Genomic DNA, 23443 nt, shown 5'->3' with positions numbered 1-23443 from the left:
ACAGGTGGGATCATACAGAAGGGCGCTAAATGACCACAGATGACTGGAATGAAATGTCCATTTTGTCATCTCCATTTGTTTCAGATGAAACCTTCAAATTCGATCAGTCTCTTCTTTTAGTTGCTTACTTAACGAATCTATCTAGCCTTTGAGATAATCTGGACTCACTGCTAGTTTTGGCCACACCCAACCTTACTCAGTTCCAGTTGATCCAAAACTCCCCGAAGCTCTCTCTGTTTCCCCAATTTCTTCTGCTTCCACTAGCAGTATTTGTTCTACTTTTGCTATTACCATTTGAGCTATCCTGTCGCCCCTGTTGATAGTAAATTCATTCTTAGACAGATTTACTAAACAGACTTTTATTTCTCCCCTATAGTCCTGATCTACAGTGCCAGGACTATTAAGAACCGTTATACCAAACTTTGCTGCGAGACCTGAGCGTGGCCTTATTTGCGCTTCTAATCCCTCGGGTAGTTCGATGCAGATGCCCGTGGGTACCAGCTCGAACATTCCAGGTTTCAAGGTCATGCTTCCTTCTATGGCCGCACGAAGGTCCAATCCTGAACTTCCCTTACTTGCATATCTTGGTATTTCCAAATCCTTACCATGTGGCAAAAGAAGTATCTTTGCGTGCTCTTGCATGTAGATTTTTTCTCCTAGGTTCCCCTCACTCTAACAAGTATGTCACCGAATGTAAATTTTGCGGCGAAATGAGCACGATTGAAGTGCTACCGAATAGAAATCAGTCTACGAGAACGTGTGAGTATGGTGCCGAGCATAAATATTCATTAGTGGCAGACGTAACGGAAACAGCTGCCAAGTAGAATCCGTCTATGAGAGGGTGCAAGTGTGACAACGAATGTAGGTTTCATTAGAGAGCCGAAACAATGGGAATGCTACTAAACTAGAGCCTGTCATGGAAACTATGTATATTAATGAACTTCTGTTCTAGAATTGGCAGTTGGGTGATAGGAGTGGGTTCGAATGAAAGTAAGTTTAATTGGTGCTGGCAATATTGGTGGGACCTTGGCGTATTTAATAGCCTCGAAGAAGTTGGCTTCAGAGGTCGAATTAATTGACGTTAACGGAGATCTTGCAAGAGGCAAAGCATTAGATGTTTCACAAACTCTTCCACTCATTGGTTATACAATGAAGATCAATGGTAGCGCCAATATGGAGAGAATCAAAGGCTCTTCGGTAATTATCATAACTGCCGGTATTCCACGAAAGCCTGGCATGACACGTGAGGAACTCATTGATGTGAATGCTGTTGTTATGAAAGAAGTAGGGGAAAAAATAAAAAAGTTTGCCCCGAAAGCGTTTGTGATAGTTGTGACTAACCCGCTAGATGTAATGGTTTGGGTCCTTTACAAGGCAGCCGAAATCAGCCCTGACAAGATTGTTGGTATGGCAGGTGTACTCGATGCAAGCAGAATGAATCTTTTTCTTGCACAAGAGCTAGGTGTTTCAGTAGCGGATGTTAAATCGCTGGTATTGGGTAGTCACGGTGACTCTATGGTTCCCTTGTTTAGGCACTCTACGGTTTCTGGTATGAGCCTACCTGAGTTGGTTAGTGTGGGTTTAATAACGAAGGATAAGGTGGACTCAATTATTGAACGTACTCGTAGTGGTGGTGCCGAGATAGTTGCCCTCTTGAAAACTGGTTCAGCCTACTACACTCCTGCTGCGTCTGTGCTGGAAATGGCTGAGGCATATCTGTTGGATCAGAAAAAAACGCTCGTGTGCTCCGTGATGATGAGGGGTCGGTATGGAGTGGAGGATGATATCTTTTCTGGTATACCAGTTATCATGGGATCAGGTGGTGTGGAGCGTGTAATTGAACTTGATCTGACTCCTGATGAGAGGAGGATGTTTGAAAATTCTGTTGCTGCAACGAGAAAATTAGTGCTGGAAGCGCGAAAATACTTTTAGAAAGCTGTCTGTTTTTATTGACGGCAAATTAGTGTGTGTAAGGGTTCCTGCATGCGTTTTGTGGTATTTGAAAAGAATTTTCCTGTTTGATGAGCTATGTAGCATTAGGGGTTGATCCGGGTCTCCTTCGTACGGGCTGGGCTGTAGTCGAGTATGATGGCCTGTGTAACGTGCGTTATATTGATTCCGGAATAGTAAAAACGGCTTCCCAAGGGAGTCTTTCAGCCAGACTAGAAAAGATCCATCGTGGTATTAGTGATGTGATTGAAAAAGTAAATCCATCTGTTGCCGTTTTAGAGAAGGTATTTGTTAATAACAATCCATATTCTTCGCTTAACTTAGCTTACTGTCGAGGTGCTCTGATACTTACGCTAGCCCTGAAGGGTCTCTTTATAGTTGAATTCGCGCCCAGTGTTCTAAAAAAGCGCATAACAGGGAACGGTCGTGCTACTAAGGCTCAGGTTAAGTACATGGTAGAACAACTGCTCGGGTTGGATCCTTGCTTATCAAAATACTCAGATTTGTATGATGCGCTAGCATTGGCAGCTTCGGTGACTAGATATGACATTATGGAAGCAAAGGGCACGTGAGCAAGCCCCTACAACCAAGTATCAGTACTGTATAAAACTCCCATGCGGATGATCTCATTCCTTAGGAGATCCGAAGCAAGATGAATTGACTCCCTTAAGGATTTGCCCATCGACATATGGCATGCAATCGCTGTGGATAATCTACATCCAGAGCCATGAGTTATATTTATCCGTATTACTTCATTCTGAAATTCCATGGTGGTGCCTTCCTGTGAAATGAGCAAATCCATGATTTTCCCTTCTTTAATGTGGATTCCTTTTACAAGAACGTTTTTTGCTCCTAGTTCGAGGATTCTCAACGCGGCAATTTTTGCAGATTCAGCATCAAAAACTTTACTTCCTGATAGGACGCCTGCTTCAAAGAGGTTGGGAGTAACCAAGTGTGAGATAGAAATAAGCTTTTTTAGTAGCACTTGCACTGCACCTTCATCAGCGAGCTTGGAATTTGAAGTAGATATCAAGACAGGATCTAATACAATTGGGATTCCTGCATCCTTTAAAACATCATAGACTACCAGTGCTATTTCGCTATTACCCAACATCCCTATTTTCACCGCCTTAGGTTTCCTAGAGAGTGCACAGATTAATTGCTTCGATACGATTTCCCCAGATAAATACTGAATTGCATGTACCCCTCTCAGGTCCTGGGCTGTAATGCACGTGACAACATTCGATGCACTACACTCTAGTAATGCAGCGATCCTAAGATCTGCTTGTAGTCCAGCTCCACCTATAGAATCTGAACCCGCTACGATGCAGACTTCCGGTATCTTACGCATACACCTTACAGAATATCATTTCTACGCTCCTCTTACTGCCTTTCTGGTTGCATAAATCTCATTTGCTATGGTAGCCAGACCCTGCCTTCCGCAGGCTAGCATGATAATGTTACGCGATTCCCAATCACTTTTCGAGCAACTCCGTAAATCTTGCTGCAAACGTTCCACTTAAAAAGTTCTGTGGTTACAGGAGGTATCACAACATTATTACAGGGTCTTCTATTGCCTTTTTAAGCGATTGCATAAACCTCGCTGCCAATGCTCCATCGATAACCCTATGGTCACAAGATAATGTCAGCGTCACGACGTCGCTAACTACGACCGCATCCGCAGAAACAGTTGGAACTTTTCGCGCTGCACCTACGGCAAGGATTGCTGCCTGAGGTGGATTAATTATCGCTGTAAATTCATCTATGCCATACATACCGAGATTGGAAACAGTAAAAGATCCGCCCTGGAATTCCCGTGGTTGAAGTCTGCCTGCTTTTGCTTTATCCACTAATTCCCGAACCTCATCTGAAATAGATGAAAGCGATAGTTTATCTGCTGAGAAGACTATAGGTGTAATTAGTCCGTCCGGGATCGCAACGGCAACTGATATATCAATAGTTTGATTCTGCCTAATAAATTCTCCTTCCCACGACACATTCATTGCTGGATTCTTATCCAAAGCAAAAGCGCATGCCTTTATAACGAAATCATTGACTGTGACTTTTGTTTCCAAACAGTCGTAGAATTTTTTTTTGGCCGATAGCAGATGCTGCAAATAGCAAGTCACGGAAAGGTAAAAATGAGGAACATTTTGCTTCGATTCTACGAGTCTTTGCGCTATTACACGCCGCATTGGAGAAATTGGTATACTGGTCTCGGTGCAATGTCCGTGCATTTGAACTTGTGGTGCGTCATCAAGCAACTTAAGCAAGTCATTTTTTACGATCCTACCGTCAGGGCCACTTCCACTTCCGATAAGTGATAAGTCAATACCATTGATGGACGCAATCTTTCTTGCAAGCGGAGTTGCAATTACCCTGCCCTGTTGCTTATCAGCTGGCAGACTGGAGGGATTATTTTTGATTTTATCTCCATCTGATGTTTCTGCTTTATTGTCCGTGACAGTGGGTTTGTCTATCGTGGATAGAAACTTCTTTAGTTCTTTTTCGCCTTCACCATCATCGAGCAGAACGGCTATTGGCTGATTTACCTTTACGCCTGCGGTTTTTGCCGGGATGAGTATTTTTCCTAGTACTCCCTCGTCGACAGCTTCAAATTCCATCGTGGCTTTATCAGTTTCTATCTCCGCTATTACTTGTCCTGCTTCTATCTTTTCACCCTCACTCACTAGCCATTTTGCGAGCGTACCCTCTTTCATTGTTGGTGATAGTGCCGGCATTAGTATCTTTACTGGCATAAGGACGCGCTTTTGAAAACATCGGGAATTATCTATCTTTTTGTGGAGGTTGTCAAAATTTTGGCGAGCTAATGGGGTTTTTAGAGCACTTATGAGTGGTGCCAGACTGTACTCCAAAAACATCGCGACCTATTATTCGTTTTGCAGAAGTTGGTAGAGTTTTAGTGAACGGATGTGAGCTCTTCTAAGGTCGCTAAAAAATATGCGTTTTTCCGCGTACAAGGGAGAAACTGTTTTCTCATAAGGTAAAACACGCAATCAAAAGCTAAAAAGGAAATTCGCCTTGTTATAAGAGGCTCCTAACACAGCCAAGACAACACTTGAACATGTAAACGAATTGAGAACACCTCCTGTGTGAATTAGCGCCGATACCGCTCCCTGCGATGATACATAAAAAGATTCAAAGAGAGAAAATAACAATACAAAGCGGGCGCGTCTGTTCTACACCTATGAGTCACAAGTGTTTTTAATATTGATAAACAAGATAAGCACCTGCATTGTGCGATAATTTTATCGAGCTCCTCTTGCTTGTTTGTACTGAAGCTACCTCGCAATTATATTCAGGAAACTTTAACTTAAACATCATAGTTTTGTCGCTGTGTGAATCGCTGCTACCCCAAACGTTTCCCTTCTGTATTTAGTTCTTCCGAATCCCGCACTACGAATAATTTCACAAAAGGTCTCCGCGTCAGGAAAGTCTTGTATACTTTCGATTAGGTATGTATAAGCTTGCCTATTCTTAGTTATCTTCTCTCCCACCCATGGAATGAAGGTGTGTGAATAAAGATTATACAGCGAATTCATACACTTGTTTTTTACCTTGCTGAACTCTAAACAGGAGAACCTTCCGCCTGGTTTCAAGACTCTGTAAGCTTCTGTTAGAGATCTCTCAATATTGGAAAAATTGCGCACACCAAATGCAACGACGTAATGATCGAAGCTGCAATCTTCGAATGGTAACTGTGCTGCATCAGCTGAGACTACCTTTAAGTTCACATAACCTTCATCAAGTAGGCGGTCCTTTGCTATTTCCAACATCTCATGATTTTTATCACATAGGATTATTTCTACTGGAATGTGTGTCTTTAAAAGACGTAGCGTGATATCTCCTGTTCCCGCAGCCATATCAAGTACACGTTGATTCGGAAGTAAGCCAATCGACTTCACTAAGTTGCGTTTCCAGAGTCTGTGTATGCCCCCACTCATTATGTCATTCATCAGATCATATTTCTGTGACACTGAGGAGAATATTTCATTTACAAAGTCCTTTTCCATTTCTATTTAAATCAAAACCTGGGAGCGTGAAAACCCAAGCACTCCTAAAGGTATTTCCAAGGCGCCTTCTTATGTTTCTTATCTTTCCACTGTTGGTGGGTTTCTTCTCTTGATAAGGGAGCTTTTCTATACTAACCTTAATCCCGAGGATAAACTAGTTGGACATTTGAAAACCGGAATATAATGCAGTCCATATTTGATAGGGTAACGGTAAAGAACCTTTTTGAGGTTGGTGCACACTTGGGCCATAAGACGCGCTTTTGGAATCCAAAGATGGTTTCCTACATATACGGTACGAGCAATGCCAAGACCCATATAGTGGATTTGCAAAAGACTGTCCCGATGCTCAGAACGGCCCTGAATGCAATAAGCGATGTCGCTGCAAATTCAGGTAGGGTGTTGTTCGTTGGAACGAAAATGCAGGCCTGTGACATCATCAAAGAAGAAGCAACGAGGTGTGGTCAATATTATGTTAATCTTAGATGGCCTAGTGGGATGTTCACTAACTGGAATACCGTTTCGAAATCTGTGAAAAAGCTTGTTCACTATGAGAAACTGCTTGAACAAGAAGGCGATGTGTTGAGTAAAAAGGAACGGCTTAGCATTAACAGGAAGAGAGAGAGAATAGAGAAGTATCTCGGTGGCGTGAGAAAAATGGGTGGTCTACCGAATATTATTTTTGTAATCGATCCGAAGAAGGAGCACATAGCAGTCGAGGAAGCGTGGAAACTTGGTATTCCTGTGGTTGCAGTCGTTGATACCAACTGTGATCCAAGTAAGATAACTTACGCGATCCCTGGAAATGATGATTCTTTAAGGTGTATAGAATACTATTGCAGTTTGGTTGCTGATGCGGTCCTAGTTGGTATAGAAAGTGAGCTTCAAAGGAAACAAAGTAAAGAGTTAGATGATAAGGCAGATGAAAAAGCTGCTAAGGTTTCTCACTCAGATGGGCAGAAAAAAGGGGCTTCTATTCGTGCGGGAACGGACAAAGCCGCTTTGCAGAAACGAAAAGTTTCTCCGAAATCGGAAAAACAAGATAATGTGGATGCAGCTAAGCTTCCTGAGAACAAAGGTTGATGTATAAGGCAGTGTAATTTCAATGAGTAAGATAAACTTGGAAGATCTAAAAAGTTTGTCAAAGGAGACTTCTGCTGGTTTGGTCCATTGCAAGCAGGCTCTGAGCGAGGCGCATGGTGATCTGACTAGAGCAAGGGAAATACTAAAGGAGTTAGGGCATGCGGTTTCTGTGAAGAAGGCCAATAGGGGTGCTCGAGATGGTGTCGTTGGGGCTCTCTCTTCTGGAAAATTTGGTGTTATACTTGAGCTGAATTGCGAGACGGACTTTGTTGCACGTAATGAAAAATTTCAGCAGTTCGCACAGTCGGTGCTTGAAGCTGCGTGTGCTGCCAAAGTCAAGTCAGTTGAAGAGTGTCTTAGTACTCCGTTGCCAGGAGGTCAAAAGGTCCGCGACGCAATAGTGGAGCAAGTCGCAGTTTTTAGGGAGAATATAGTTCTTTCGAGGTGTGTTACTTACGAGGTTTCTCAGAGTGGTTTGTTGGGTGTCTATGTTCACAACAAGTACACCGAAAATCTTGGTAAGATAGGTGTTGCAGTTGCGGTGGTGTCAGAAGCTGATCCTTCCTTTCTTTCCACTGTTGCAAAAGATATTGCTATTCAGGTGATGTCGGAGTGTCCATGCGCAATCGATGTCGCTCGTATACCACCAAACCTTCTTGAATCTGAAAAGCACAAATACAATCTGGAGGTCGAGGGAAAGCCTGCTTCGGTTGCTGAAAAAATTATTGCTGGCAAACTGAGTAAATTCTATAAAAAAGTTGTCCTCCTAGAACAGCCTCTATTTTCAGATCCTGAGAGGTCCGTAAAGCAATATATTTCTGACAAGGAAATGGAATCTTCAGCTAAGATTGATGTAGTTTGGTATGAGGTGTTTGTTCTAGGAGAAGCTAGTTGAGTCTCTATGCGGAGAGTTCTGCTGAAAATCTCAGGGGAAAGATTGGCTGCACGTGGGGTCTCTGTTCACGATGCTGAGGTCATCGGTATGCTTGCTAGGGGCATAAAGAGAGTTCATGAAATGGGTATACAAGTATGCCTTGTTATTGGTGGTGGGAATATTTACAGGGGAAGTAGTGGTATTCCAAACATAGACAGAGCTACTGGCGACTATATGGGGATGCTTGCAACTGTTATTAATGCCCTTGCTCTGCAAGGTGCTATAAACAATTTGGGTGTGGTTTCGAGGGTGCAGTCTGCTATTCCTATGAGATCTATATGTGAGCCTTATGTGCGTCAGAAAGCGATTAGTCACATGGAGAAAAACCGGATCGTAATATTTGCGGCGGGAACGGGCAATCCATTTTTCACGACCGATACAGCTGCAGTGCTTCGTTCTGTTGAAATGGGATGCGATGTGATGCTTAAGGGTACACTTGTAGACGGGATATATTCTGATGATCCCAGAACAAATATTAATGCAGAAAGAATAACTAAGCTCTCCTATACAGATGTGCTTTCTAAAAAGCTTAGGGTGTTGGATTCTTCTGCTGTTTCAATAGCACGGGATAATGGTATGCCCGTGGTAATCTTTTCATTGGACAGTGAAATGGCGTTTTACGAGGTGATCAATAAACAGGGCAACTATAGCACCATAGAGGGTGAATGAGTTTTTTTAGGTATGCTAGAAGATGTAATTAAGGAAACAAATGATAAACTCCGTTCGTCGTACGAGGTGTTTCTCTCTGACTTGAAGGGTATTAGGTCAGGGTCTCTTAGCGTGAGTATATTGGATGGCGTAATTGTCTCGACTCACATGGGTAAGCTACGCCTGAATCAAGTTGCTAGTCTGTCGGTAGTCAATAATAAGATGCTGTCCGTTCAAGTATGGGACAAATCCACAGTCGGTGCTGTAAAAGATGCGATTTTGACTTCTAATCTCGGTATGAATCCGATAGTTGAAGGATCAGTCTTACGTTTGCCGGTTCCTGATCTTACGGAAGAACGTCGTAAGGAGTTGGTTAAAGTTCTCAAAAAGTACGGTGACAGAGCTAAGGTAGCTGTTAGAAATATCAGACGCGATGCTATTTCCAGGATAAAGGTTTTGGAAAAGGCGAAGGAGATATCAGAAAATGATATGCACGCTTTGCTCAAGAAGATAGATAAAATTATTTCTGAAGAAGATGCTAGAATTGATGATGCTGTGAGCAAAAAGGAAACCGACATCTTGAAGGTATGATTGGAAAAGAGCTTCCTGTTCATATTGCAATAATAATGGACGGGAACGCGAGATGGGCCAGAGCGAGAGGTCTGTGTAACTCCGATGGATACAAGATGGGTGTCGAGGCTGCATTCTCGGCTGTGAGGGCATCTTGTAATGCTGGGATTCGTTACCTTACGCTTTTCCTTTTTTCGACTGAAAATTGGAAAAGAAATCCAGACGATGTGCACCTTGTCTTTAGCATTTTTGAAAAAGCTAGTGTTACTGCGTTGGACGAACTATGCGATGCTAATATAAAAGTAAAAGTCATAGGGGAACAGGTAGGTTTAGGTGAAAGCGCAAAGCAAGTGATAAAAAACCTAGAGTCGGGAACGGCAAAAAATAGTGGTATGTATTTGTGTTTTGCCCTAAATTATGGTGGCAGATCTGAGATCATAAATGCGGTTTCAAGAATGATAAGTGATGGTCTAAGGGCTGAGGAAGTGGATGTACAGAAATTTGCAAGCTATTTATACACAGATGGCATTCCTGATCCAGATTTGATTATAAGGACAGCTGGTGAAAAACGACTTAGCAACTTTCTCTTGTGGCAGAGTTCGTACTCTGAATTGTATTTTTGCGATACGCTTTGGCCAGATTTTACAGAAAAAGATTTAGAGATAGCGATGGAAGCTTATAAGGCTAGGTGTCGCAGATATGGGAAATAAATTCTTACGTTTTATTTCTCATGATCTGAGATTGGTACCTCTACTACTCGGCACATTTTTTCTATCCTTTTTGGGTGTTGTTCTTGCCTAAGCGTTCCGTCCTTATACCTAAACCGGGGTATCAAAGTTAGGTATGTGTTCCTGGTATTTTTTATGTTAACCTTTGGCTGCGGTTTGCCTATCTAATGGGAGTTCTATGAAACATTATTGCGATTTGAAGGCCAGGGTTATCTCTGCGGCAGTACTGCTTTTTTTGTGTGCCTTGGCAATCTGCAGTGGTGGCTATGCTGTATACTCAAGTGTATTACTTTTAGCAGTGCTTTCGTATCAGGAATGGCAGGATATGACAGCGAATAAGGGGGTTGTGTTAAGATGCCTTGGTTTGTTTGTGGCAATTTTACCCAACGCAGCACTTATAGGTATACATATTGAAGATGTAGAGATTCTTATTTGGTTGATAGTTTGTGTTGTAAGTAATGACGTGGGTGCCTATTTTATCGGACGCATCATAGGTGGTGTTAAACTTTGCAAGAGTGTCAGTCCAAATAAGACCGTAAGTGGTTTCCTTGGAGGACTCCTATCCACCTTTGTTTGCGGTTCTACTTTTGCAATAGTTCTTGGACTGAGTATGAATTTTGTTCTTTTGACCCTTCCAATTGCTGTTTTGGCGACTATAGGTGATCTATTTGAATCGTTTATAAAGCGTACGTGCTCAGTGAAGGATAGCGGAACGCTGCTACCAGGACACGGAGGTATACTGGACCGTGTCGATGGATTCATTTTTTCGGCACCCTTCCTGTTCTTTTGTCTTTGAAATGTGCTGGGTTCTTAGTAGTTTTATTCATATAGAGTGATGCTGCGCATTGCGTTGGTCTGGGGCTTTTGTTTTTCTTACCTATTTTCCTCCTGTACCATCCGCTTCAATATAGGGAATTCTTCAGGCGGTTCTACCTTGCCCTGGTAGCAGTCAAAAATAAAAGAGTCCGACAATTCTAAGATACATTCAACTTGTTCTACTTCTTGCTCTGTTAATTTGCTTAGATTTTTTGTTATAAAACTTCCAAGTAAAATGTCTATTTCTTTGCAGCCGCGATGTGTGCTTCTGTATAGGATTCTTTTTTTTCTTAGGTCAATATTCATTTTCTTACAAAGTGATTGTATGGTAGCCAGCTAAGTATGCTATATCAAGGCAGGTAAAATTACGCTTTAAAAATACTGCTTCACGGAGTAGATTATGTACTTTTGGCAAGGTTATAGCAGTACTCCCAATGTGCCTTCTCAGTTGTGTGTGTTCACTGACCATTGAGCTCAATACCGGTGATAACATGCGTAATTTTTGAAAAGATTCTGCAAAGCTGTCGATTTTTGATGGGTATAATCCCTTTAACATTACGTATTTATTGAGCACCTGTGTATTAAACTCGATTTTTTGTTCTTTTTTAAAAAATCTCTCCTGTAATAGCGAGGTTGCTAGCATACCTGCAGCCACCATTTCTCCATGTAAAAAATATTTTCCGGAGGCTTTTTCCAAAAGGTGAGCTAGCATGTGTTCTCCTTGGCTCGCGCTTCTGCTATCACCATTGAGCCACATTCCAAGGCCAGAAAGATTTAAAGCATGCATTAGTATGCTTACTAGGGTGGTGTCACCTCTTATTAGAAGTTTACTGTGTTTTAATAGGATTTCCTCGTATGGGAGCAATTCTTCAAAGATTTTGCCGATATAAGAGTGCTTTAAGGTTATTGATGCAATAAAGTAGTCCACCTTAGCAGTCCTTGAACATAGCAAATCATAGAGACCGCTTAGGATCATTCTTGGTGGGACACTTTTTAGAATCGTATAATCCAAGTATATACACGTGGGCATTTTTGCCTTAACAGAAACCTTTCGTGTTTTTTCCAGAGATATAATTGAAGCCGTTGGTGATGTATATGCATTAACAGAAGGTGCTGAAGGAAAAAGTACAAGTTCTTTCGTAGTTAAGTTTGCAAGATATTTACATATGTCGGTTATTGTTCCTGAGCCCAATGCGACTATTAACTCACAATTTCTTACATGTATGGCCAGTTTTCTCACCAGTGCCTCATAAGGCCTCACATTTTTTGGTAGAACTATTAATTTGAAGTTTTTTTCACCTTTTATCCATGCTGGAAGGAAACGAAATGTGTTTTGATCACAGACAACTAAGGCCTCACGAAGTTGTATAAGATCTTGCAAATTGCTTATAAGGTGGTTTCCAGATAAGATTTCCTTTATACCAGTAAGTTTATAATTCAAAGGTATCAAACCTAATCAGGTAAGAATGAATGATATCACATGTACCTGGCTGTCGCATGCAAATTTTCGAACAGGGTCCCTTAATAATGGAGTTTTTCGGGAAATCTTTTAAGTAGAAACTCTTACCAAACAAAACTTTCTGTTTTTCAACGTTCTCTGAAGGCTGTATCGAAGGTTCCTATGATAGGTGCAAGTAGGTATGAAAGAAAACTTCTAGACTCAGTTGTAATGAAAACAATGGCGGGCATTCCTGGATAGAGCTTGGTTCTGGCATTTATCATAGCTATTTCTGATTTTGGGATCCTTATATGCGCTAGATAATAATGCATTCCTGTTCGTGGGTCTAAAATCGTGTTTGCAGAAATGTACGTCATTACACCTTTTAATATTCCTACTTTCTTTGAATTAAATGCTGTTATCTTGACTCTTGTCCTTACCCCTATGTAACCTTCAACTTCGCTAAGATTTTTCTTAACGAGTCTCGCAGATACTATCGCCTCAATATTATTTGGTGCAACCTTTGCTTCTATGAACATATCTTCGTTTTCAGGGACGATTTCCATTAACGATATAGCTGGAGGTATCACGCCACCGATGCTTAGCGAGCGCAAACCGGTCACAATACCTGATTGTGGAGCTCTTATGATTGTCCTTAACATTAAGTCATACGCTGCGGTGAGTTTCTGCATATTTTCATGAATGGCATGCGAAACCTCTTTGAGTTGTGCTGCAAGCTCACTATTGAAACTATTCTCCACCTGAATTTTCTCCAGTTCAGCTTCTGTAACGTGTTGTTCCCCTCTAGCTATCAGAGCTTTATATTCGGCAATTTTGCCATTCCAAGAGATTCTTTCCCTTTCTAGAGATACGATCTTGGTTTTGTCTATGACGTGTTCATCATATAGAGACCTCTTTGCTTCAAGTTCCTCTTCGAGAAGCTGGATATTTTTTTCGGCTGATTCCAACTGTGCCTTCAATGCGAGGACCTCATTCTGTATCTGGCCGATTTTCTTGTCTATGATTCTGACCTTATTAGCAAAAGATTCTTTATTGGATTCAAATAGTAGCACCTGATTTTTGATAGTATCGCTTTTCTTTTCTTCAGTCACATACTCTAATTTTTCTATATTAGGGAGCTCCATATTTGCTTTTCTGCCTATATGTGCGAGGAGCCTCTGTTCGGTTGCTAGAAGCGAGATTTGATTCTCCTCGAGTATTGAAAGCTGTGCCTTATTACCGACGTTTTTGAGAGTCATGAGTACCTGTCCTTCAGTAACATGATCTCCTTCATGGACGAAGATCTCCTCTATTATTCCACCTTCAAGATGTTGGACGGATTTCTTATCAGAGCTGATAACAATTTCACCCATTGCAAGACTCGCACCGTCAATTGGGGCAAAGACTGCCCACATTCCAAAAATTCCAAAGAAACCTATAAGAACGACTGTTCCAGTAATTCGTGCGTTTTTTGTGAGTGCTTTAAGTTCGTTAGTTTTCTTGTTTTGAAAAAATGAAATACTTTGATCAACAATTTTCACGCTGCTGTGAAGTGTCCTTTTGAATCCGGAGGTAAGAAAGTCTAATATTTTTAGTTTTCCAGATTTTGCAGAATCAGTAATTTTTTTTATCATTTCTCTGACACACGAATGCTGCCTTGGTCGGCTAATCCTATTACACAATCACTCTACTTTGTAGGTTAGTGAGCTTAAATTATTTTAATTTCTTTTTCTTTAGATCAGAAGGTATCTATGCTTTAGATAATCGCCATGAAATAGGTGATCTGCCAAAATTGCTTTTGACCACGCACAACATGCAAATACACTTCATATTTACGCTTGTGTTCAGTTTATGGAATTTAGCAATCCCAGACCAGCTTGCGCTTGTAAGTTGTTTTTGTGGGGCTTTTTTAAATATTCAGTAGTATACTCCTGTCAGCGGCTGTATTGGAATGTTCAGCGATCCTAGCTTAACTTGCAGGTGTTAGTTGTTTTCATAGGGCTTTTTTAAATATTCAGTAGTATACTCCTGTCAGCAGCTGTATTAGAATGTTCAGCGATCCTAGCTTAACTTGCAGGTGTTAGTTGTTTTTGTAGGGTCCTTTTAAATATTTAGCGGTATATCCCGCAAGATTATCTCTATAAGACGTGAAAAAGTTTACAGTACCTTGCCAATTTGGTTCCCAAACTGCTCCTTTTACAATATATATTGGCTCTCCCAGACGGGATACGCACCCCATTTACAATCAGGCTACGTGGTTGTCAAAAGAACGTGGGGGGGTTGTTCCACAGAAGGTCATGGACAGCCTCTCAAAATTAAGAGAACTTGCTGAGGAGAACAATGTTTCTTTTGAGGATTTGTGCGTTTATGCACTAAAAGTGGCTGAACAAGAAGAAACCCAGCCCAAGGAAGAAGAATTTGCTTTTGACGGTAAGCAGACCAACGAGTAACTCCGTACAATCCAATCACTTCTAAGCCGAGGCCAGCAGGTTGTACGCAACCTCCTATGTTTTGTCACTTGGTTGTGTCTCTATAATTTTCGCTAAAAGTCCTTCTGATGTATTGTCCTGGAGAAAGCTCTCTATTTCTTCCCGATCCGCCATCGCCATGCTTATACTTCCGGAAATGATTATATCGAGAATTTTGTACTTTTTATCCTCCACCGTAACGAGGTAGTCTATCCTTAGTGGTACACTGCTCTCGAGCTTTTCCTGGAGGACCGTCTGGACTAGATGTCTTTGATTGCCTAAGTTTTCCTCACGCAGGATTTTATAGTACCTAAGCTTCTTAATCATGAGTTTTGCGTATTTAATGGAAGTAGTCCTTTTATAGCCCTCGGTAAACGCCTGTAATTCTTCGAGTGATAGCTTGTTTATGTTCCTTCCCAATACGAAGCGCACAACTCTTTGGAAGTCAATGTTTTCCTCAATTAGATTCGTCATATGCTGTAGTTTGTCTAGCTCTGAGATGTTGGAATTGCTGATGGTTGTTACATCTGTATATAGGGATGAGATAAACTCACCTGTGGAGCCTTGTGCAAAGATCCTCGAAGGAAAAAAAAGCGTTATAAACAGTAGCCAAATTAGCCATTTTTCTTTATTTGAATGCCGCATCGTAATTTACCAAAAAGGTGCGCAGTTTTATATAAGGGTCAATGCTGTTTTCAAAAACTATGTCGTAGTAATCAATTTCTCTAGCAATTTGGGAGCAATTGTATACCGTGAATGGTACAAATTTATGTTGTATCACGAGATTCAATGGATTCGTAAGAATTTCAAGCAGGGCAGCAACACTGTTCCTTAGTGATGTCGCACCAAACAGTGGGAACATTATGAATGGTCCATTTTTTATCCCATACATGATGAGTGTCTTTCTATAGGAAGTTGTCTTCTTCTCTAGACCCAGAGTCTGTGCTATGTCGAAGGTTCCGAATATACCAAGTGTGGAATTGATAAAAAACCGCCAAAATTCTACCACAGCATTTTTTGGGTTACCCTGTAGAAAATGGTTAATCACATAGCTCGGTTCGGAAAGATTATCTGCAATGTTAAGAAGTAAATACTTTGCGGAGTCCATACCTTTACGACCTGCACGAGATTTTCCAGGATTTGTTCCTCGGAAAAGTTTTTTATTAGCGGAAGATTTTAGGTACTTGAAAAGTAGGCTATTCATTTTGAATATCCTCCTATTAAGTTTCTCCATGGGATCATAGACTTTTGTTACCACGGTGCTTGTTGTTTTTGGGTAGTAGAATAATATATCGAGTTCTTCAGTTGTCTTGCCCAGGCGCGGTGTGAGAGTTAGGGACGCTAGTGCAAAAAGAATAAGAAAGAATCTATTTACTCCACTAAAGTTAAAGACCATGGGTGTCAATATATGAACGAATAAGTTTTAAATCTTCCCAGGCCAATTTTTTCTGAGCAGGCTGTCTCAAGAGATACGATGGGTGAAACATTACGGTCGTAGTAATTCCCTCGCGAATAAATGGATTTTTATACTCGTGCAATTTATTTCTCAATGTAGAAATTCTGTCTTGGCTTTTTAAAACCGAAGAAGCAGCCGTAGAACCAAGTAGCACGATTAACTTGGGTAATACAAGGCGTATATGGTGTTCTAAGAATGGCTTGCAAATCTCTATTTCTTCGGGGGTCGGTCGTCTATTTCCAGGTGGTCTCCAGAAAACTGCATTTGTTATGTATACCTTCGTTCGGTCCAGTCCTATAGCTTGAAGCATTTTATCTAACAAGTTACCGCTCCTGCCACAAAAAGGAATTCCAAGCTTATCTTCTTGTTCTCCAGGTGCTTCACCAATTAACATAATTTTTGCATCCGGATTGCCATCACAAAAAACTGTGTTTTTAGCACTCTTTTTAAGCTGACAGCCTTCAAAATTGTAGACGAGCGCCTTAAGCTCGCCGAGAGTTGTTACGTATGTCAGATCTCTTTCCGGAGTTTTATGCTTACGTGCTGTGCTTTCAGCGGACTCTTTCATATCAATGGGCATTCCACCAACTTGCGTGATAGATGCTTGGTTAGGTGAGGAAATATCAGCAGTCATAGTATCCATGCCGAGTCTATCATAGAATTTGAGAATCATGAGATAACTCGATTTGCTATACATGCAGATAAGGTAAGACTAGTGCCATTTGATTACATTGAAGTGCTCTTTGTCAATAGGACCTGGTATATCCTTAGGGTATTAATATTTTTGCCTGGTCATAATGCCGTATGATTGGTATATTCTCAAAGCCTTCTATTGGAGTCGCTCGATATGCAATACCACGTACAGTTGCATTCCTTGCGCACTCCATGTCCGTTGCGCTGTCACCGATAAAAAGAACAGTTTCTTTCGATGGAGTAATGTTACCTATCGATAGAGCGTACAGTAGTGGTTTTGCTGAAGGTTTATCCTGGTCTGTATCACCTGAGCCGACTATGACATCAAATCGATCCGTTAGTCCGAGAGAATCGACCTCTTTTTTGAGTAGTTCGTTATATTTATTGCTGACTATACCCGTAAATATGCGCCTTTCAGCTATCAAATCCAAAAATGATGTGAATCCTGGAAATATCTGTAGCGGTCCCGGGTTCTCGGATCTAAGGTGATCTGTGAATAGCGAATAAGCGAAAACCCATTCCTCTCCAAAAGTCTGTTTAAAGAAATCCATTCTTTCCGGTGCATTCATGTCTCTATCAAGCGCTGGTTTGCCAAAGTGACTCAGCGTTTTGTTAACTGCATTTAGGATCATGACTCGTGTATCAACAATAGTGTTATCCCAATCAAATAATATTGCTTCAGGAGTGACTTTTGCCTTGGTGTTCAATTTTTCATTCATTATGTTGGGTATGATTGTCAGTACTATGTGTTCTAATGCAATCCTTCAGTGATATTTCATCACAACTTATTAAAGTTTTGGCTATGTTATTTGTCACAGCGATACAGAAACTTGCGCCTGCGGCTATCCATTTAGTTCCGCGTGCCAGCGTCACAACGCCCCGAAGTACCGACTCGAAGAAGAGAAACCCGAGCCAAAGAAGAGACTTCTGCCTCAGTGTCCTAAAAAACAAATCAATCAAGAAAAAGCCCAACGTACAAAAGACCTCATAACATGCATAAGGTGCTGGAGCCACGCTAAAATATTCGTTTAAAAATATTCTCCTTATCAATAATTAAATGCTTCAGGGTTGCTAAAATATGAAGCACAACCAGGCAAGCGAGAAGATATATGATGACCTGATGTGCATCATGTGCTATTTTTGCGATATCTGGGTTTTGTTGAAACAACGATGGGAATTCGAAAATTCCAAACCAGGAAACAGGTTTGCCGGCACTGCAAGACATTAAGTATCCTGAGAAAACAGCTCCAATTGTCAAAACATAAAGCAAAGAATGCACAACACCCAACACAATATTTTCCAACCTGGAAAATTGTGTTTCTGGGATGTTAAAACACACGCGAATTGCTAGCCTTATGATCATCAGAACACCAACCGTCATACCAATCGCCTTGTGCTTTCCGTAAACAATGAACTTCAAAGGTGGAGTCAGATAGCTGCTCATAGTGAATCCGCTTACGAGCATAGCGATCACCGCAAACGCCAAGATCCAATGCAGGATCCTTAGAGTTAGATTATACTTTTCAGGACTAGGCATATCCAGTAAACTCGGAATCAGATCACGCTATGGTAAAATAATTCTGTGGCATTGTCCAATGAGTACTGGGTTGTACTCCTCTCCTCTATTTTCGTTCCTGAAGCTCTTGTCCTGCGGATGCTTCGCTGTTCTAGCAGATCCTTCTTGCACAATTTAAAATAATTTAAGTTGCAAGGATAAATAGTCTGGATTCTCGGTCTGTTTGGAGTATTTTGTTGTGTTCCATAGTACCGTTAATTTTATTCTGCTTTAGGGGCACTGTATTCCGATTAATCCACCAAGTTATACATTTATGCATACACTCTAATCTAGCAATTGACTCTTCCCTACAACGATTCCTTTAAACACAACTTAGTGTGTTCAGTTCTGGTAAAAGAAGTGCTCCTTTGTCGGATTTCCCATGTTGCAGGTGGTGGCCTTCTGTAATTAGGTCTAATTCGTTATGATTCTATGTTCTCTTCCTGGGTAGATTGGTGATCTTGAATATGATGTGACAATTCTTGTTATAGCGTGTGTGCTCATGTTGATTGTTCATGTATTTGGAAAGCTAAAAGACGAGTTGGAACACTTATTTTTGCTTAAAACGATTTCGTTCTGCAAGATAAACTGACTACCCTGAGCGGTATTCTGGTTCTTGTGGCAGGTAGAGGAAGATATCTGGCTTAGAAAGCCGGATAGATGTGAATGCTCTGCCTAGAGAATGTTTGGGGAGAAGTATTCGTTAGGATTGAATCTTTTTTCCAATCAACTTTGTATCAGGGATAAAATTTCGTGTTCTTGTTTCTCCCTTTCTAAGTTACTTAGAAGAGTATGTATTAACTGCCTAGTTAACGTAGTTGCATCAGTCAGTGGGAGCCTGACATTTGGTGTGACGTACTTGTAGATGCAACTGACGGCATATTTTAAAGGTATTGGGTTAGTCTCGCAGGACATAGATTTGGCAAGTGGAAAAATAAGTTTATGTAACTTCTTGATGTTTTCGTAGTTACCTTTATAGATTGCTCTCTCCAACGTGACCATTTCTTTTGGAATTAGGTTGCTTAGTGTGGATACTATTCCATCTCCTCCGTTGAGTCTATGGGCTGCATATGTCGTATCATTCCCTGTAAGTATGGGTACGCGGTCATTTTCTCTACGCAGTATTGTTGGATATTCAAGATCTCCCGATAAATCAACAATTGCTGATATAGCCGGCAGATCCATGATTTTCAGTGTTGTTGCATTTTCTACATTGATAGCACATCTGTGTGGTATGTTGCACATGATAATGTTCGCCTTTGTTTTGTTTGTAATCTGTCGATAATGCTCAAAGATTCCTTCTTGTTGTGGGCGTAGATAATACGGTGCGGCAACAAGGAATGCTTCAATTGTTTTGTTTTTTAGGTGAGTTATTACATCGATAGCTTGTGTCGTAGAACAGTGTGGCACACTTACAACTAGAGGCACCCTATTTTTAAGCACTGCTGCTACGTTTTTTACCAGGGTACAATACTCCGATTGAGATAATGAATGTCCTTCTCCGGTCGAGTCCGCTATTACGATACCATCTACGGCACTAGCTACTTGAATTTCGATTAATCGTTCTAAGCTTTCTACATCCAGAGTGTTGCGTTTAAAAGGTGTGATTATAGCAGTGAAAATCCCTTTGAAGATTGATCTTAATCCCTGCATTCCAGATAAAATTTGCGTCTAAAATTATTAGTAGCACCTTACTTAAAAGAAATAAAATTTTTGACTTTCGCTGATAAAAAGGACTTTAGTTATCTGTTCCAGGACGTTGAATTAAGGTTTAATGCTGGTTTTAGTGAAACTTATCCTTGTTTACCGGTTGAGGTTGTTCGAGGACTTTTTTTAATGTACAATGTGCCCGTCTGTACATAGTGGGCTATTTGCGAGCTGAGTAGTTGTTTTATGAAAGTAATAGGTTCTTTGAAGTCAGCGAAAAAACGTGATGCCCGCAATTCGTACGTTGCTAAGAGGGGTAAGCGTATATACGTATACAATAGAAAAAATCCGCGTTGTAACGTAAGGCAAGGTTCCAAGTAGCTTGGTTTTGGTTTTCTGCAGCCTTTAGTTAGGTCTCTAGCGTCGGCTTATGTTGCTTTCTTTCTTTTTAGTTCCTCTTGTGTATGCATCTTTTGCGGGTGTTGTTGCGTTCGCTGTTGCACCGTTGCAGTACCTGAAGATTATTCGGCAGGAGACAGCAGCTTCTTACTCTTCCATTTTTTTTAATGCGTTTGGAAAAAGCGGAGCGGTGGGAGTTTTTTTCAGTGGCGTGTTTCCGTACGTTACGATGAACTTTCTTGCTAATCTTTCATTCGGTTTGAGTGACAGGATCTCGGAGATTGTGCTTCCAGTTCAGTACGGTATTTTGGTTGGCATCTTCGTTAGAGCGTTCCTCGGAGGAGCGATAGAGACTGTGTTGACTATATATCCGGAAGTACGTGAGATTGTGAGGAACAAGGGAGATCTTGCCTTTGGTAAAGGTCGAGCTTTGAGTATACTTTTCCCAGCTTTCTTGAGAAATTCGGTTGCGTGGTTAGGTGCGACTTCATCCTATGAAATTGCGACTAGGCTTTACCTCAGCATGAACATGTCACTGCTTTTATCGATTATTCTAGGACTTGTTTTTGGTATTCTTTCTATTCCATTAGATGTGATGGTGACACAGAGTTGTGCTGCCAAAGAAGAATTGACATTGGTAAAGCGCGTGCTTCTGGTAGCAACTGATTCTAGTAGTAAATTTCTTTTGGGCAGTACAATTAGGATATTACAAATCAGTATCTATACTGCTGTGACCGTTTTGACGACGTTTATTCTGAGATATTTCGGTATTTAATTTAGAAGCATTCGGAAGAGTATATGTTCCTGCAACTTTATGATGTCATTTTAGGAGGAGTATTTTTCGGTTCGTTTGCTGCAGTTGCGGCTGTGCTGATGTCTCCGTTGCAGTTCCTAAAGATAATGAGACAACAGACACGAGCTTCGTATCGCAAGATAGCTTTAGATGCTTTGTCTGATGGTGGTGTAGCTCCTTTTTTTAGAGGTGCGCTTCCATATGCAGTGATGAATTTTCTGAGTTCTATGTCTTTTGGCATTTCCGAGGCTGTATCTGGTATTGTACTAAAGTTATTTTTTCATCCCACTATACTTTTCGTTGTGTTTTTTCGTTCTATGATGGGAGGGTTTTTGGAAACGCTGTTTTCGATGTGGGCGGAAATGTGCGAGATCAGTAGGAATAAGGGGGCCTTAATGGAGAATAAAGCAACTTTCAGGGGTATTGCGTTACCAATACTTTTGCGTAACATGATTTTCTGGTCTGCTTCTGTAGCCTCATACGAGATTTCAATTGCGTACCACATGAACCTATTTGGCGGAACAGCTATTGGTCTTGTTTTTGGGATATTTGCTGCATTATTTTCTATACCTCTTGACGTATTAGCAACTAGGAATTGTGGAGCTCGGGTGAGACTTGGGATCTTAGCCTGCGCTAAGTCCGCACTTCTTGGTGAAGAGGATGCGAGATATCTTCTGTATGGTACAGTAATAAGGGTAATCCAGATAGCTATGTTCACGCTCGTAACACTTCTTACGATGTTTGCATTCGAAGCAGTTTTCCACTCTTAAAACAGTGGTCTGCTCAACAAAGCAACGGGTTCAGCAAGCTTCTATTGTTGAAATTTTGACTGTGCCGAAGCCGCTATGCACTCGTGAATTCCACAGACGATATAGCTATGGCGTCTCGGTGAAACATCGCTGTGAAAAGGCTCTCTCTGGGTCTTACACTACGACTAATTCATCTAAGTAAACTCCCTCTTTCCAGTCTATTAGTTCCAAGCCACGTTTGACTTTACGTTTGCACTCCAATAACGTTGGGGCGCTTACAACTAAGTTTAGAACACGACCACCGTTAGAGATCATCCGTCCTTCTGCATCGTATCTCACAGCAGCGTTGAGAATCTGGAGTCCTTCAACGCTTTGCAGTGCCTTTTCTATATTATCTATGCGGTATCCGGTTTCATAGGAGACTGGATACCCACGGGTTGCCAGAACAACAGACATACACACTTCTTTCTTGAAGGAAATCGTAGCTCTGTCAAGACCCCCATCTAATGTTTTGAGCATAAGATCAAGGAGATCGGCATTGAGGCGTGGTAGTATTGCTTGGGTTTCTGGATCACCAAATCGGACATTATATTCCAATAGTTTAGGTCCAGAGTTGGTCAACATGAGTCCGGCAAAGAGGACTCCCTTGTACTGAACGTTAATTGCTGACAATGCATTGATAGTTGGATATACAATCTTCCCAAGTATTTCTTGTTCAGTTTTTTTGGAGAGCAGCACGGGCGAGTATGCTCCCATTCCACCGGTGTTATACTTTTTTCCGTTGTATGAGATTTGTTTGTGATCCCTCGCGTGGCCAATTGGAAGAATAGTCTGTCCATCAACCAGGACAAAATAACTTAATTCCTGCCCATATAAGAACTCTTCTATTATTATATTTCTGCCTGCTTCGCCAAATAAACCATTTAGCATTGCTTCACCTGCTTCTAGTGCTTCTCCCATAGTTTCACACACTATGACGCCTTTTCCGGATGCAAGTCCATCGGCCTTAATAACCAGAGGGAAACTTCCAATATTTTCAATCTGCTTTTTCAGGTTGTTGATGGATGAACAAAAACTGTACCTGGCTACAGGTATACCGTTCATTTCTGCTATTTCCTTAGCAAAAAACTTCGACGATTCTAATTTTGCTGCATTTTTTGTGGGCCCAAAAACAGGAATACCTTCAGCCGTAAGAGCATCCGTTATGCCTCTTGCCAAATGTTCTTCCTGCCCTATTACCACTAGGTCTATTCCTTCCGTCTTGCAAGTAGCCGACGTGTACAAATAATTTTCTAGGTTTGTATCAAGATATTCTGCGAACTGACCGAAATTCGAGTTCGTAGTATAAACCTTGTCAAGCATCGGTGATTCCTTGATTTTCGTGATCAAAGCGTGCTCCCTTGCGCCGTTTCCGACGATAAGAACTTTTTTTAATTGCATTGCCGGATTATAATCAACGGTCATATTGTAGTTCGTCATTACCCG

The 23443-nt window shown here is 41.2% G+C and carries 26 protein-coding genes; 12 read left to right on the top strand and 14 right to left on the bottom strand.

The window, feature by feature from the left end:
- Positions 1 to 192 precede the first annotated feature (192 nt).
- A complete protein-coding gene (gene dut, locus NSE_RS03895; protein WP_011452327.1) occupies positions 193 to 642 on the bottom strand; it encodes a dUTP diphosphatase in 450 nt (149 codons plus the stop codon).
- A 342-nt stretch (positions 643 to 984) separates the two neighbouring features.
- On the opposite strand from dut, the gene NSE_RS03890 reads away from it, so the two are divergent.
- Complete coding sequence (locus NSE_RS03890; protein ID WP_011452326.1) at positions 985 to 1932, top strand: malate dehydrogenase; 948 nt, start codon at positions 985 to 987, stop codon at positions 1930 to 1932.
- An 89-nt stretch (positions 1933 to 2021) separates the two neighbouring features.
- Complete coding sequence (locus NSE_RS03885) at positions 2022 to 2522, top strand: crossover junction endodeoxyribonuclease RuvC (RefSeq protein WP_011452325.1); 501 nt, start codon at positions 2022 to 2024, stop codon at positions 2520 to 2522.
- 8 nt (positions 2523 to 2530) lie between these two features.
- On the opposite strand, the gene NSE_RS03880 is transcribed toward NSE_RS03885, so the two are convergent.
- The 3 genes from NSE_RS03880 to ubiE form a co-directional block, all read right to left on the bottom strand.
- Complete coding sequence (locus tag NSE_RS03880; RefSeq protein WP_011452324.1) at positions 2531 to 3301, bottom strand: bifunctional hydroxymethylpyrimidine kinase/phosphomethylpyrimidine kinase; 771 nt, start codon at positions 3299 to 3301, stop codon at positions 2531 to 2533.
- Between the two features lie 196 nt (positions 3302 to 3497).
- Positions 3498 to 4832: a pyruvate dehydrogenase complex dihydrolipoamide acetyltransferase gene (locus NSE_RS03875; protein WP_338037079.1), complete on the bottom strand. Its 1335-nt coding sequence runs from the start codon at positions 4830 to 4832 to the stop codon at positions 3498 to 3500.
- Positions 4833 to 5291: 459 nt separating this feature from the next.
- The gene (gene ubiE / locus NSE_RS03870) at positions 5292 to 5984 is read right to left on the bottom strand and encodes a bifunctional demethylmenaquinone methyltransferase/2-methoxy-6-polyprenyl-1,4-benzoquinol methylase UbiE (protein WP_011452320.1); all 693 of its coding nucleotides are present in this window, start codon (positions 5982 to 5984) and stop codon (positions 5292 to 5294) included.
- A 183-nt stretch (positions 5985 to 6167) separates the two neighbouring features.
- On the opposite strand from ubiE, the gene rpsB reads away from it, so the two are divergent.
- The 6 genes from rpsB to NSE_RS03840 all read left to right on the top strand — a co-directional run bounded on the left by rpsB (position 6168) and on the right by NSE_RS03840 (position 10740).
- Positions 6168 to 7064 (top strand): 30S ribosomal protein S2, encoded by an 897-nt coding sequence (gene rpsB / locus NSE_RS03865; RefSeq protein ID WP_011452318.1) that lies wholly within the window; start codon positions 6168 to 6170, stop codon positions 7062 to 7064.
- Positions 7065 to 7086: 22 nt separating this feature from the next.
- Positions 7087 to 7959 (top strand): translation elongation factor Ts, encoded by an 873-nt coding sequence (gene tsf / locus NSE_RS03860; RefSeq protein WP_011452317.1) that lies wholly within the window; start codon positions 7087 to 7089, stop codon positions 7957 to 7959.
- Positions 7960 to 7965: 6 nt separating this feature from the next.
- Positions 7966 to 8667: a UMP kinase gene (pyrH, locus tag NSE_RS03855; RefSeq protein ID WP_011452316.1), complete on the top strand. Its 702-nt coding sequence runs from the start codon at positions 7966 to 7968 to the stop codon at positions 8665 to 8667.
- Positions 8668 to 8679: 12 nt separating this feature from the next.
- The gene (frr, locus tag NSE_RS03850) at positions 8680 to 9237 is read left to right on the top strand and encodes a ribosome recycling factor (RefSeq protein ID WP_011452315.1); all 558 of its coding nucleotides are present in this window, start codon (positions 8680 to 8682) and stop codon (positions 9235 to 9237) included.
- Complete coding sequence (gene uppS, locus NSE_RS03845) at positions 9234 to 9926, top strand: polyprenyl diphosphate synthase (RefSeq protein WP_011452314.1); 693 nt, start codon at positions 9234 to 9236, stop codon at positions 9924 to 9926. Before frr ends, uppS begins: the two co-directional genes overlap by 4 nt.
- Positions 9927 to 10122: 196 nt before the next feature.
- The gene (locus NSE_RS03840) at positions 10123 to 10740 is read left to right on the top strand and encodes a phosphatidate cytidylyltransferase (RefSeq protein WP_011452312.1); all 618 of its coding nucleotides are present in this window, start codon (positions 10123 to 10125) and stop codon (positions 10738 to 10740) included.
- Positions 10741 to 10817: 77 nt separating this feature from the next.
- On the opposite strand, the gene NSE_RS03835 is transcribed toward NSE_RS03840, so the two are convergent.
- The 3 genes from NSE_RS03835 to NSE_RS03825 form a co-directional block, all read right to left on the bottom strand.
- Positions 10818 to 11066: a succinate dehydrogenase assembly factor 2 gene (locus NSE_RS03835; protein WP_011452311.1), complete on the bottom strand. Its 249-nt coding sequence runs from the start codon at positions 11064 to 11066 to the stop codon at positions 10818 to 10820.
- Positions 11067 to 11070: 4 nt separating this feature from the next.
- Positions 11071 to 12201 (bottom strand): iron-containing alcohol dehydrogenase, encoded by a 1131-nt coding sequence (locus tag NSE_RS03830; RefSeq protein ID WP_157858692.1) that lies wholly within the window; start codon positions 12199 to 12201, stop codon positions 11071 to 11073.
- A gap of 146 nt (positions 12202 to 12347) precedes the next feature.
- Positions 12348 to 13832, bottom strand: coding sequence for an HlyD family type I secretion periplasmic adaptor subunit (locus NSE_RS03825; RefSeq protein ID WP_011452309.1), 1485 nt, complete (start codon positions 13830 to 13832; stop codon positions 12348 to 12350).
- Positions 13833 to 14345: 513 nt separating this feature from the next.
- On the opposite strand from NSE_RS03825, the gene NSE_RS03820 reads away from it, so the two are divergent.
- Positions 14346 to 14648, top strand: a complete 303-nt coding sequence (locus tag NSE_RS03820) for a DUF2610 domain-containing protein (protein ID WP_011452308.1) — start codon at positions 14346 to 14348, stop codon at positions 14646 to 14648.
- A 54-nt stretch (positions 14649 to 14702) separates the two neighbouring features.
- Here the strand turns inward: NSE_RS03820 and NSE_RS03815 are convergent, their stop codons facing one another.
- The 6 genes from NSE_RS03815 to dapA form a co-directional block, all read right to left on the bottom strand.
- The gene (locus tag NSE_RS03815) at positions 14703 to 15311 is read right to left on the bottom strand and encodes an MlaC/ttg2D family ABC transporter substrate-binding protein (RefSeq protein WP_011452307.1); all 609 of its coding nucleotides are present in this window, start codon (positions 15309 to 15311) and stop codon (positions 14703 to 14705) included.
- A complete protein-coding gene (locus NSE_RS03810; protein ID WP_081430827.1) occupies positions 15295 to 16062 on the bottom strand; it encodes an MlaA family lipoprotein in 768 nt (255 codons plus the stop codon). The genes NSE_RS03815 and NSE_RS03810 overlap by 17 nt, the downstream gene beginning before the upstream one ends.
- Complete coding sequence (locus NSE_RS03805) at positions 16052 to 16795, bottom strand: uracil-DNA glycosylase (protein ID WP_157858732.1); 744 nt, start codon at positions 16793 to 16795, stop codon at positions 16052 to 16054. The genes NSE_RS03810 and NSE_RS03805 overlap by 11 nt, the downstream gene beginning before the upstream one ends.
- 94 nt (positions 16796 to 16889) lie before the next feature.
- Complete coding sequence (locus tag NSE_RS03800; protein WP_011452304.1) at positions 16890 to 17534, bottom strand: HAD family hydrolase; 645 nt, start codon at positions 17532 to 17534, stop codon at positions 16890 to 16892.
- Positions 17535 to 17830: 296 nt separating this feature from the next.
- The gene (locus tag NSE_RS03790) at positions 17831 to 18352 is read right to left on the bottom strand and encodes a cytochrome b (RefSeq protein ID WP_011452302.1); all 522 of its coding nucleotides are present in this window, start codon (positions 18350 to 18352) and stop codon (positions 17831 to 17833) included.
- Between the two features lie 744 nt (positions 18353 to 19096).
- A complete protein-coding gene (dapA, locus tag NSE_RS03785) occupies positions 19097 to 20023 on the bottom strand; it encodes a 4-hydroxy-tetrahydrodipicolinate synthase (RefSeq protein WP_011452299.1) in 927 nt (308 codons plus the stop codon).
- Between the two features lie 240 nt (positions 20024 to 20263).
- Between dapA and NSE_RS04070 the strand changes: the two genes are divergently transcribed.
- The 3 genes from NSE_RS04070 to NSE_RS03775 are packed head-to-tail and all read left to right on the top strand — an operon-like array spanning position 20264 to position 21979.
- Complete coding sequence (locus NSE_RS04070; RefSeq protein ID WP_011452297.1) at positions 20264 to 20398, top strand: ribosomal protein bL36; 135 nt, start codon at positions 20264 to 20266, stop codon at positions 20396 to 20398.
- Between the two features lie 49 nt (positions 20399 to 20447).
- Positions 20448 to 21191 carry a hypothetical protein gene (locus NSE_RS03780; RefSeq protein WP_011452296.1) on the top strand — a complete coding sequence of 248 codons (744 nt, stop codon included), beginning with the start codon at positions 20448 to 20450 and terminating at the stop codon, positions 21189 to 21191.
- Between the two features lie 23 nt (positions 21192 to 21214).
- On the top strand, positions 21215 to 21979 hold the full coding sequence (locus NSE_RS03775; protein WP_049821618.1) for a hypothetical protein: 765 nt from the start codon (positions 21215 to 21217) through the stop codon (positions 21977 to 21979).
- A gap of 153 nt (positions 21980 to 22132) precedes the next feature.
- On the opposite strand, the gene purD is transcribed toward NSE_RS03775, so the two are convergent.
- Complete coding sequence (gene purD / locus NSE_RS03770) at positions 22133 to 23437, bottom strand: phosphoribosylamine--glycine ligase (RefSeq protein WP_227028954.1); 1305 nt, start codon at positions 23435 to 23437, stop codon at positions 22133 to 22135.
- Between the last annotated feature and the right edge of the window lie 6 nt (positions 23438 to 23443).

The organism is Neorickettsia sennetsu str. Miyayama (assembly GCF_000013165.1).
In the GTDB taxonomy this organism is placed as follows: domain Bacteria; phylum Pseudomonadota; class Alphaproteobacteria; order Rickettsiales; family Anaplasmataceae; genus Neorickettsia; species Neorickettsia sennetsu.
This window is presented reverse-complemented; position numbering and strand designations above follow the sequence as displayed.

What these genes read in the sequence shown, in the direction of transcription:
- NSE_RS03775 (WP_049821618.1), top strand. Translation starts at nt 21,215, where the DNA reads ATGTTCCTGCAACTTTATGATGTCATTTTAGGAGGAGTATTTTTCGGT.
- tsf (WP_011452317.1), top strand. Translation starts at nt 7,087, where the DNA reads ATGAGTAAGATAAACTTGGAAGATCTAAAAAGTTTGTCAAAGGAGACT.
- NSE_RS03790 (WP_011452302.1), bottom strand. Translation starts at nt 18,352, where the DNA reads ATGCCTAGTCCTGAAAAGTATAATCTAACTCTAAGGATCCTGCATTGG.
- dut (WP_011452327.1), bottom strand. Translation starts at nt 642, where the DNA reads ATGCAAGAGCACGCAAAGATACTTCTTTTGCCACATGGTAAGGATTTG.
- purD (WP_227028954.1), bottom strand. Translation starts at nt 23,437, where the DNA reads ATGACGAACTACAATATGACCGTTGATTATAATCCGGCAATGCAATTA.
- NSE_RS03780 (WP_011452296.1), top strand. Translation starts at nt 20,448, where the DNA reads ATGTTGCTTTCTTTCTTTTTAGTTCCTCTTGTGTATGCATCTTTTGCG.
- NSE_RS03885 (WP_011452325.1), top strand. Translation starts at nt 2,022, where the DNA reads ATGAGCTATGTAGCATTAGGGGTTGATCCGGGTCTCCTTCGTACGGGC.
- NSE_RS03800 (WP_011452304.1), bottom strand. Translation starts at nt 17,534, where the DNA reads ATGAATGAAAAATTGAACACCAAGGCAAAAGTCACTCCTGAAGCAATA.
- NSE_RS03875 (WP_338037079.1), bottom strand. Translation starts at nt 4,832, where the DNA reads ATGTTTTTGGAGTACAGTCTGGCACCACTCATAAGTGCTCTAAAAACC.
- ubiE (WP_011452320.1), bottom strand. Translation starts at nt 5,984, where the DNA reads ATGGAAAAGGACTTTGTAAATGAAATATTCTCCTCAGTGTCACAGAAA.
- dapA (WP_011452299.1), bottom strand. Translation starts at nt 20,023, where the DNA reads ATGCAGGGATTAAGATCAATCTTCAAAGGGATTTTCACTGCTATAATC.
- NSE_RS03835 (WP_011452311.1), bottom strand. Translation starts at nt 11,066, where the DNA reads ATGAATATTGACCTAAGAAAAAAAAGAATCCTATACAGAAGCACACAT.
- NSE_RS03825 (WP_011452309.1), bottom strand. Translation starts at nt 13,832, where the DNA reads ATGATAAAAAAAATTACTGATTCTGCAAAATCTGGAAAACTAAAAATA.
- NSE_RS03810 (WP_081430827.1), bottom strand. Translation starts at nt 16,062, where the DNA reads ATGGTCTTTAACTTTAGTGGAGTAAATAGATTCTTTCTTATTCTTTTT.
- NSE_RS03890 (WP_011452326.1), top strand. Translation starts at nt 985, where the DNA reads ATGAAAGTAAGTTTAATTGGTGCTGGCAATATTGGTGGGACCTTGGCG.
- NSE_RS03805 (WP_157858732.1), bottom strand. Translation starts at nt 16,795, where the DNA reads ATGATTCTCAAATTCTATGATAGACTCGGCATGGATACTATGACTGCT.
- NSE_RS03815 (WP_011452307.1), bottom strand. Translation starts at nt 15,311, where the DNA reads ATGCGGCATTCAAATAAAGAAAAATGGCTAATTTGGCTACTGTTTATA.
- rpsB (WP_011452318.1), top strand. Translation starts at nt 6,168, where the DNA reads ATGCAGTCCATATTTGATAGGGTAACGGTAAAGAACCTTTTTGAGGTT.
- NSE_RS04070 (WP_011452297.1), top strand. Translation starts at nt 20,264, where the DNA reads ATGAAAGTAATAGGTTCTTTGAAGTCAGCGAAAAAACGTGATGCCCGC.
- pyrH (WP_011452316.1), top strand. Translation starts at nt 7,966, where the DNA reads ATGCGGAGAGTTCTGCTGAAAATCTCAGGGGAAAGATTGGCTGCACGT.
- frr (WP_011452315.1), top strand. Translation starts at nt 8,680, where the DNA reads ATGCTAGAAGATGTAATTAAGGAAACAAATGATAAACTCCGTTCGTCG.
- uppS (WP_011452314.1), top strand. Translation starts at nt 9,234, where the DNA reads ATGATTGGAAAAGAGCTTCCTGTTCATATTGCAATAATAATGGACGGG.
- NSE_RS03880 (WP_011452324.1), bottom strand. Translation starts at nt 3,301, where the DNA reads ATGCGTAAGATACCGGAAGTCTGCATCGTAGCGGGTTCAGATTCTATA.
- NSE_RS03840 (WP_011452312.1), top strand. Translation starts at nt 10,123, where the DNA reads ATGAAACATTATTGCGATTTGAAGGCCAGGGTTATCTCTGCGGCAGTA.